A 6,806-nucleotide genomic window follows, 5' to 3' on the forward strand; every position below is an offset into this window, starting at 1 on the left:
CAGGCCCGGCGCCGCCGACCGCGCGAGCACCGCTGCCAGGATCGGCGTCGGCGTGCTGGCCGGCGTGCTCGTCGCCGAACTGGCCTCGACCGTGCTGCTCGGCGGCACCGTCGACCGGGAGCTGGACGTGCGCGCGCAGGCGAGTGCCGAGAACGCCCCGGGCGTGGTCGCCGCGCGGGCCGAGTTCGACCGGGCGAGCGCCGACCGGGCCGCCCTGGACGTGAGCATCGCCAAGGCGCAGGCCGATATCGACCGCGCGCTGGTCATCGCCCGCTGTGAGTACAACCCGACGCCGGAGTGCCCGCAGACCAGGATCACCGGCGTCCCCGGCCGCGGTCCCGAGGCCCAGACGGCCAACGACATGCTCGACGATTCCCGCAGGCAGCTCGCCGCCGCGCAGGCCCGCACCGATCAGCTCGACCAGCAGGTCCGCACCGAGACCGCCGAGCTGGCCGCCGCCCGCGCCACCGCGTTCGCCGAGGCCGACCGGGGGCTCGGCGCCCGCTGGCTGGCCATGAACGGCTACACCGCCGACCACGCCGGGGCCGCCGCGCTGCGGGCGCTGATCCTGCTGGCCGGGGTCCTGCTCGCCCTGCTGCCCCTGCTGCTGCGGTGGTGGCGCGGGGAGACCTCGCTGGACCGCCGGGTCGACGCCGAGGAGGTGGCCGACCGGGCCCAGCGCGAGGCCGACGCGGCCATCGCGGTGAAGCGGGCCGAGGTGCGCACCGAGGCGGCTGCCCTGCGCGCCGATCACGAACTCGCCGCGGCGCGCCTGGCCATCGAGGCCGATACCGTCATCGATCGAGAACGTCAGCGCACCAGGATCATCGCCGCCATCGGCGGCTTCGAGCTCGGGATCACCGAGCCGCATCGAAAGGACGACTCCGTGGCTCTGGAGCCGAACGTCTCCCAGCAGCAGCTGCCCGCCGGGTACCTGCCCACCGCGCTGCCCGCCGCCGCGCCGCAGGCCGGTGCGCTGGTGCCGGCCCAGCCGGTCGCCGCCGCGCCCGCGCAGGCCCCGACCGGGGGCGGCGGACTCGAGCTGCCGATCATCGGCACCGTGCCGTTCACCGACACCGCCGCCCGCTGGATCCGTCCGCTGGTGCCGTCCTTCGTCGCCAACGCGATCGACTCGGCCACGCACCCGCTGCGCACCGCGCGGCAGGCGTTCGAGGAGGTCGAGGAGGTCACCTTCACGCTGCGCCGCAGCCGCAAGGTCACCGTCGACACCCAGGATTCGCAGGCCCAGCAGCAGATGATGGCGCCGCCCGGCTACCAGCTGCCGGGTCAGCCCGCGCAGGGCTACCTGCCCGCCGGGTACCCCCAGCAGGGCGCACCGCAGTACCACCCGTACGCCCAGCAGATCGCCTCGACCGTCGTCGACGCGCCGTCGACCCGGTACCACCCCGACCCGCGCCAGTACCAGGCCGCGCCGACCTACACCGCGCTGCCCGCAGGTCAGGGCAATACCCTGCCGACCGCCGACGGCTACGGAGAACTTCCCGGCGGCAGTGCCAACGAGCTCCCCGGCGGCGATCAGCGTCAACTGCCGCCCGCCCGCTGACCTACGGGTCGGCGACGGGGCCTCACTGAAGTCGTCGCCGACTCGCTCGGCAGGGCCTTCGCGGCCGTCCGACCGACCTCGCCGCCATCGACGACGCGACCGAGGCGATCTGGCGAAAGCGAGCCGCCGTGGGGCCGGATCGATACCGGCCCCACGGCGAACTCACGCGCGGGTGTTCTTCGTGCGCACCGCGCTGAAGGCGGCGAACAGCAGCACCGCGACGATGCCGAGCACCGTCAGATGGATGCCGCTGACGAACGCCTGATTCGCCGAGGACAAGAACTCCTGCGCCACCGCGGCCGGCAGCTCCCGCGCGACCTCGACCGCGCCGCTGAGCGATCCCGATGCCGTCGCCACCGCGTCGTCCGGCAGCAGGGACAGATCGAGCCCGCGGCGGAAGATCGCCATCACGGTGCTGCCGAGCAGGGCGACACCGAGCGCGAGACCGGTCTCGTAGGCGGTCTCCGAGATCGCCGCCGCGGCACCGGCGCGTTCCGCCGGCGCCGAGCCGACGACCAGGTCGGCGGCCACGGTCATGGCCACCCCGGCGCCGAGGCCGATGCCGACGAAGCCGAGCACGAACGCCTCGGCGCCGCTGACCGCGTCGACCAGGAGGAAGACCGCCGCGCCGAACGCGGTGACCACCAGCGCGCCGGCCAGCACGACCGCCGCGCGCCAGCGCCGCACCAGCCACGCCGCCGCGAGCGAACCGAGCACGCTGGCCGCGAGCCCGGGCAGCATCAGCAGCCCGGCCTCCAGCGGCGAGCGACCGAGCACCAGCTGCAGGTACTGCGAGCCGAAGAACAGCACACCGGCCAGCGCGAACACCGCGAGCAGGTTGGTGAACACCGCGACACGGAACCGGGGCAGCGCGAACAGCCGCAGGTCCAGCATCGGATCGGCCAGGCGACGCTGCCTGCGGACGAACAGCACGCCGGCGAGCACACCGGCCAGACCGACCAGCAGCGCGGCCACGGTCGGGCCGTGCGCGGCGGTTTCCTTCACCGCGTAGACCACGGGGACCAGCGCGAGCATCGACAACACCGCGCTGAGCGCGTCGAACCGGCCCGGGTTCGGGTCGCGCGATTCGGGGATGAGCAGCGGCGCGAGCGCCAGCAGCACCAGCATGACCGGCAGGTTCACCAGGAATACCGAGCCCCACCAGAAGTGCTCGAGCAGCCAGCCGCCGACCAGTGGACCGGCCGCGGCGCCACCACCGGCCATCGCGCTCCACACACCGATCGCCAGGGTGCGCTGCCGCGCGTCCTGGAACATCGAGCGGATCAGGCCCAGCGTGGCCGGCATCAGCGTGGCACCGGCGACACCCTGCAGTACGCGCGCGGCGATGAGCATCTCGGGCGAGACCGCCCAGGCGGCCAGCGCCGAGGCGATGCCGAAGCCGACGGCGCCGATCAACAGCAGCCTGCGCCTGCCGATCCGGTCGCCGAGGTTGCCCATCACGACCAGCAGGCCGGCGAGCACGAACGAATAGACGTCGATGATCCACAGCAGCTGCGGGGTGCTCGGGGCGAGGTCGGCGCTGATCGCGGGCACGGCCAGGTCGAGCACGGTCGCGTCGACGGCGAGCAGCAGGAGGGCGAGGGCCAGCACACCGAGGCCCGCCCACTCGCGCGCGGTGGCGCGCGGCGGGGCGGCGGCGGTGGTGACAGGGGTGTTCATCGGTTTCTCGACTTTCTGAGTTGGTAAACCGTCCAGACGGTACAGTAACAGAAAGACCGTCCAGACGGTACAGTGATCGCCGTGAGCCCCGGCACCCGCGATCGCATCCTCGACGCCCTGGAGACCCTGCTGCTCGAACGAGGCGCGGCCCAGATGACCCTCGACAACGTCGCCGCCGCGGCGGGCGTATCCAAGGGCGGGCTGCTCTATCACTTCAAGAGCAAGGACGCCCTGCTCGTCGGCCTGGTCGAACGACTCGGCGACCGCGCCGGCACCCAGCTCGCCGAGATGCGGGCGAACGGCACCCCGGTCGCGGAGTGGTACCTCCAGACGCCCGACCCCACGACCCAGGCCGACGCGGTCGAACTCGCGCTGTACCGCTCCCTGCTGGCGACCATGCGCACCATCGACGCCTCGGCGGGGACCGACCCCGACGAGGTGCAACGGGCCCTCGACGGCGTCATGACGGCCTGGTCGGACGGCCTCGACGACGAGGTGGACGACCCCGTCCGCGCCGACACCATCCGTCTGGTCGGCGACGGCGTCTACCTGCGCGCCCTGCTCGGGCTGCCGCAGCTCGAGCCCGCCCGCTACCGCGCGGTCGTGGATCGGCTGCTCGAGCGCTGAGCACAACAATCTCAGTGGACATGTGTACTCCGAACTGATTCCGGACCGGACCGCGCGCACATATCCGCCGACCGTGGTCAAAAACTGACCACTGACTGGTCATATAGCACGGCCCGTTAATCAGTGACCTGGGCTACACATTGTGGCAACTCACGACACTCGGTTTACAGTGCGAGAGTGATCCACAGCAACGGACCGAAGGGCGCGGCGCCGTGGGGCTCACCGCTGCTCGGTCCGGTCGAGGAGAAGTCGTCCATCCGGCGCGTCCGCGTGCAGCTGCTGCTGACCGTGCCGTTGCTCGTGGCCAACCTGATCGGCATCACGATGATCGTGGTGCTCGCCGGGTTCGTGCTGCCCGGTCCGACCGTCTTCACCAGGCAGCTGCTGCTGATCAACGCCGTCTTCACACCGCTGTGCGCGGTCCTCGCGCTGGCGATCGGCACCGTGTGGGGCACCGTCGCCGGCCTGCGCACCATGCGCTGGGCCACCGACCCCGACCACGTGCCGACCCCGCCCGAACAGCGGGTCGCGGTGTCGGCGCCGCGCTGGATGGTGTTGCAGCAGGCGGTGCTGTGGTCCCTGGCGCTGGTCACGCTGACGATCGTCTACGGCGTGGCCGATCCGGCGCTGATCCCCAAGGTCGGGCTGTCCATCGGCGCCGCGGGCATCGTGGTGTGCGCCAACAGCTATCTGATCGTGGAATTCGCGCTGCGGCCGGTGACCGCGCGGGTGCTGCAAGCCGACCCGCACCGGCGCCGCGGCATCGGCGTGTTCGGCCGGACCATGCTGTCGTGGCTGGTCGGCGTCGGGATTCCGGTGGCGCTGTCGATGATCGTCGCGGTGTGGGCGCTGGCCGACCCCGCGGTGAGCAAGGCCAGGCTGGCGGTCTGTGTGCTCAGCCTCGGCGGCTCGGCGCTGCTGTTCGGGATGTTGCTGATGGCCCAGGTCGTCGCCGCGACGGTCGCCCCCATCAAAGGTGTGCGCCAGGCGCTGCGCCGGGTGGAGGACGGCGATCTCGACACCGAGATCACCCTTTACGACGGCACCGAACTCGGCGATCTACAGAGCGGTTTCAACCGGATGGTGCACGGCCTGCGCGAGCGCGCGCTGATCGAGGACCTGTTCGGCAAGCACGTCGGCCACGACGTGGCGATGGCCGCGATCGCCTCCCGGCCGGTGCTCGGCGGCACCGAGACCGAGGCCGCCGCCCTGTTCATCGACATCATCGGCTCGACGACGATGGCCGCCACCCGGCCCGCGCCCGAGATCGTCGGCATCCTCAACCGCTTCTTCGACATCGTCGTCGACGAGGTGGAACGCCATGGCGGCCTGCTCAACAAGTTCGAAGGCGACGCCGCCCTGGCCGTTTTCGGCACCCCCGCTCCCCTGCCCGACCTGGCGGGCTCGGCTCTGTCCTGCGGCCGCGCCATCCAGCGCCGACTGCGCGACGCCTCCGACCTGAACGCGGGCATCGGCGTCGCCGCGGGCCGGGTCGTCGCGGGCAATGTGGGCACCCACAACCGCTATGAGTTCACCGTCATCGGCGACGCGGTCAACGAGGCGGCCCGCCTGTGCGAGCTGTCGAAGAACTACGACGAACGCCTCCTCAGCTCGGCGACCACCCTCGCCCGCGCCGCCGCCACCGAGACCGCCCACTGGGACCTCGGCGAAACCGTCACCCTCCGAGGCAGACTCACCCCCACCCAGCTGGCCCTACCCAGAATCTCGGCGCGCACCCCGGACCCCACCGCGACGAACGCACAGTCGACGACCGACGTGCGCTGATCCGGACCACCTCACCCGACCCCCACGCCCCGACCCCGACGAGGGGCAGACGACGCGGACGGCCGCGACACGAGCGCGCCGGTGCTGCGACAACCCGGCTAGACTCGCCGACGTGCGTCCCGCCGTCGAAGCGGTCGGCGCCGTCGGGGCGGGAACCGATCCGGCACCGGCGTCCGTGCCGGCGCCACCCTCTCCGCCGACGGTACCGATCCGGCCCCTGCGTTTCCGCGAACTGCTCGACGAGCCGTTCGCCCTGATCCAGGCCCACATTCGGGCGCTGTCGACCCTCGGCGCCTGCGCGCTCGTGGCGGCCGTACTCGGCGTGCTCGGGGTGACCGGCCTCGTCTCGCACTTGACCGACGGCTCCGACACGGGCACGGCGTGGGCCGCGATCCTGGCCACGGCGGCGTTTCTCTGGCTGCTGCGCCTGGTGTTGCGCGGCGCGACCGTCGCGATCGCGCTCGCCGACTTCGGTGGGGTGCGCCTCGGCGCGATCGCCGGGTTGCGGGCGGCCGCCCGGCGCGCCGGTCCGCTGCTGCTCGCGCAGATCATGTTCACGCTCACCGGCATCGGGGTCCTGCTGGTCGGCAGCCTGCTGATCATCACCTATCCGCTGGCGCTGCTGTGGTTGTCGAACGTGCGGGCGCGACGGTTCGTCGCCGAGCCGGTGATCGTCGGCGAGCACGCCGGATTCGGCGCGGCGATCGCCCGGTCGAAGGAACTGGTGCAGGGGGCCGATTGGACCGTGGCCGGCCTGTGGCTCACCCAGCGGGTCATCTTCGCCGTCCTCGCGGTGCCCGCGTTCGGCGTGCCCTTCTATCTGTCCGACTTCTCCGGCACGCATCGCTGGGCGTTCATCACGCTGCTGGTCGGCGGGCTGCTGCTGGTGGTGACGATCAGCGAGATCGTCGAGGCCACCAGTCGCGCCGTCTGCTACATCGACCGGCGGTGCGCCCGCGAGGGTATGGACATCGCGATCCCCGGTGAGTCCCGATGAGCGACAGCCGCTTCCCCGATCCGGCTGCCGCCGACGCCCCGCCGCCCGGCCCCGGCGCGTGGCGGCCCGGTCCGGGCGGTCCGTCCGCTGTCGACGACGAGCGGCACCTCGGCGCGACGCGACAGCTCGGCTCCGGTCCGCCGCCACCGCCCC

General features: G+C 72.4%; 5 protein-coding genes. 4 read left to right on the forward strand and 1 reads right to left on the reverse strand.

The window, feature by feature from the left end; genetic code table 11:
• Positions 1-1,564: DUF4407 domain-containing protein (locus ATM97_RS00195; RefSeq protein WP_218715858.1), on the forward strand; the 1,564-nt coding region annotated here is incomplete at its 5' end.
• A gap of 162 nt (positions 1,565-1,726) precedes the next feature.
• Here ATM97_RS00195 and ATM97_RS00200 read toward each other — a convergent pair.
• Positions 1,727-3,244 carry an MFS transporter gene (locus tag ATM97_RS00200; protein ID WP_218715859.1) on the reverse strand — a complete coding sequence of 506 codons (1,518 nt, stop codon included), beginning with the start codon at positions 3,242-3,244 and terminating at the stop codon, positions 1,727-1,729.
• An 81-nt stretch (positions 3,245-3,325) separates the two neighbouring features.
• On the opposite strand from ATM97_RS00200, the gene ATM97_RS00205 reads away from it, so the two are divergent.
• From ATM97_RS00205 to ATM97_RS00215, 3 genes are all read left to right on the forward strand, one after another.
• Positions 3,326-3,871 carry a TetR/AcrR family transcriptional regulator gene (locus tag ATM97_RS00205; RefSeq protein ID WP_218715860.1) on the forward strand — a complete coding sequence of 182 codons (546 nt, stop codon included), beginning with the start codon at positions 3,326-3,328 and terminating at the stop codon, positions 3,869-3,871.
• Between the two features lie 177 nt (positions 3,872-4,048).
• The gene (locus tag ATM97_RS00210) at positions 4,049-5,656 is read left to right on the forward strand and encodes an adenylate/guanylate cyclase domain-containing protein (RefSeq protein ID WP_218715861.1); all 1,608 of its coding nucleotides are present in this window, start codon (positions 4,049-4,051) and stop codon (positions 5,654-5,656) included.
• A 112-nt stretch (positions 5,657-5,768) separates the two neighbouring features.
• A complete protein-coding gene (locus ATM97_RS00215; RefSeq protein WP_218715862.1) occupies positions 5,769-6,653 on the forward strand; it encodes a hypothetical protein in 885 nt (294 codons plus the stop codon).
• The last annotated feature ends 153 nt before the right edge of the window (positions 6,654-6,806 follow it).

Source organism: Nocardia sp. MH4, from assembly GCF_019266065.1.
In the GTDB taxonomy this organism is placed as follows: Bacteria; Actinomycetota; Actinomycetes; order Mycobacteriales; family Mycobacteriaceae; genus Nocardia; species Nocardia canadensis.

Coding starts and splice junctions, on each gene's coding strand:
- ATM97_RS00200 (WP_218715859.1), bottom strand. CDS start 3,244: ATGAACACCCCTGTCACCACCGCCGCCGCCCCGCCGCGCGCCACCGCG.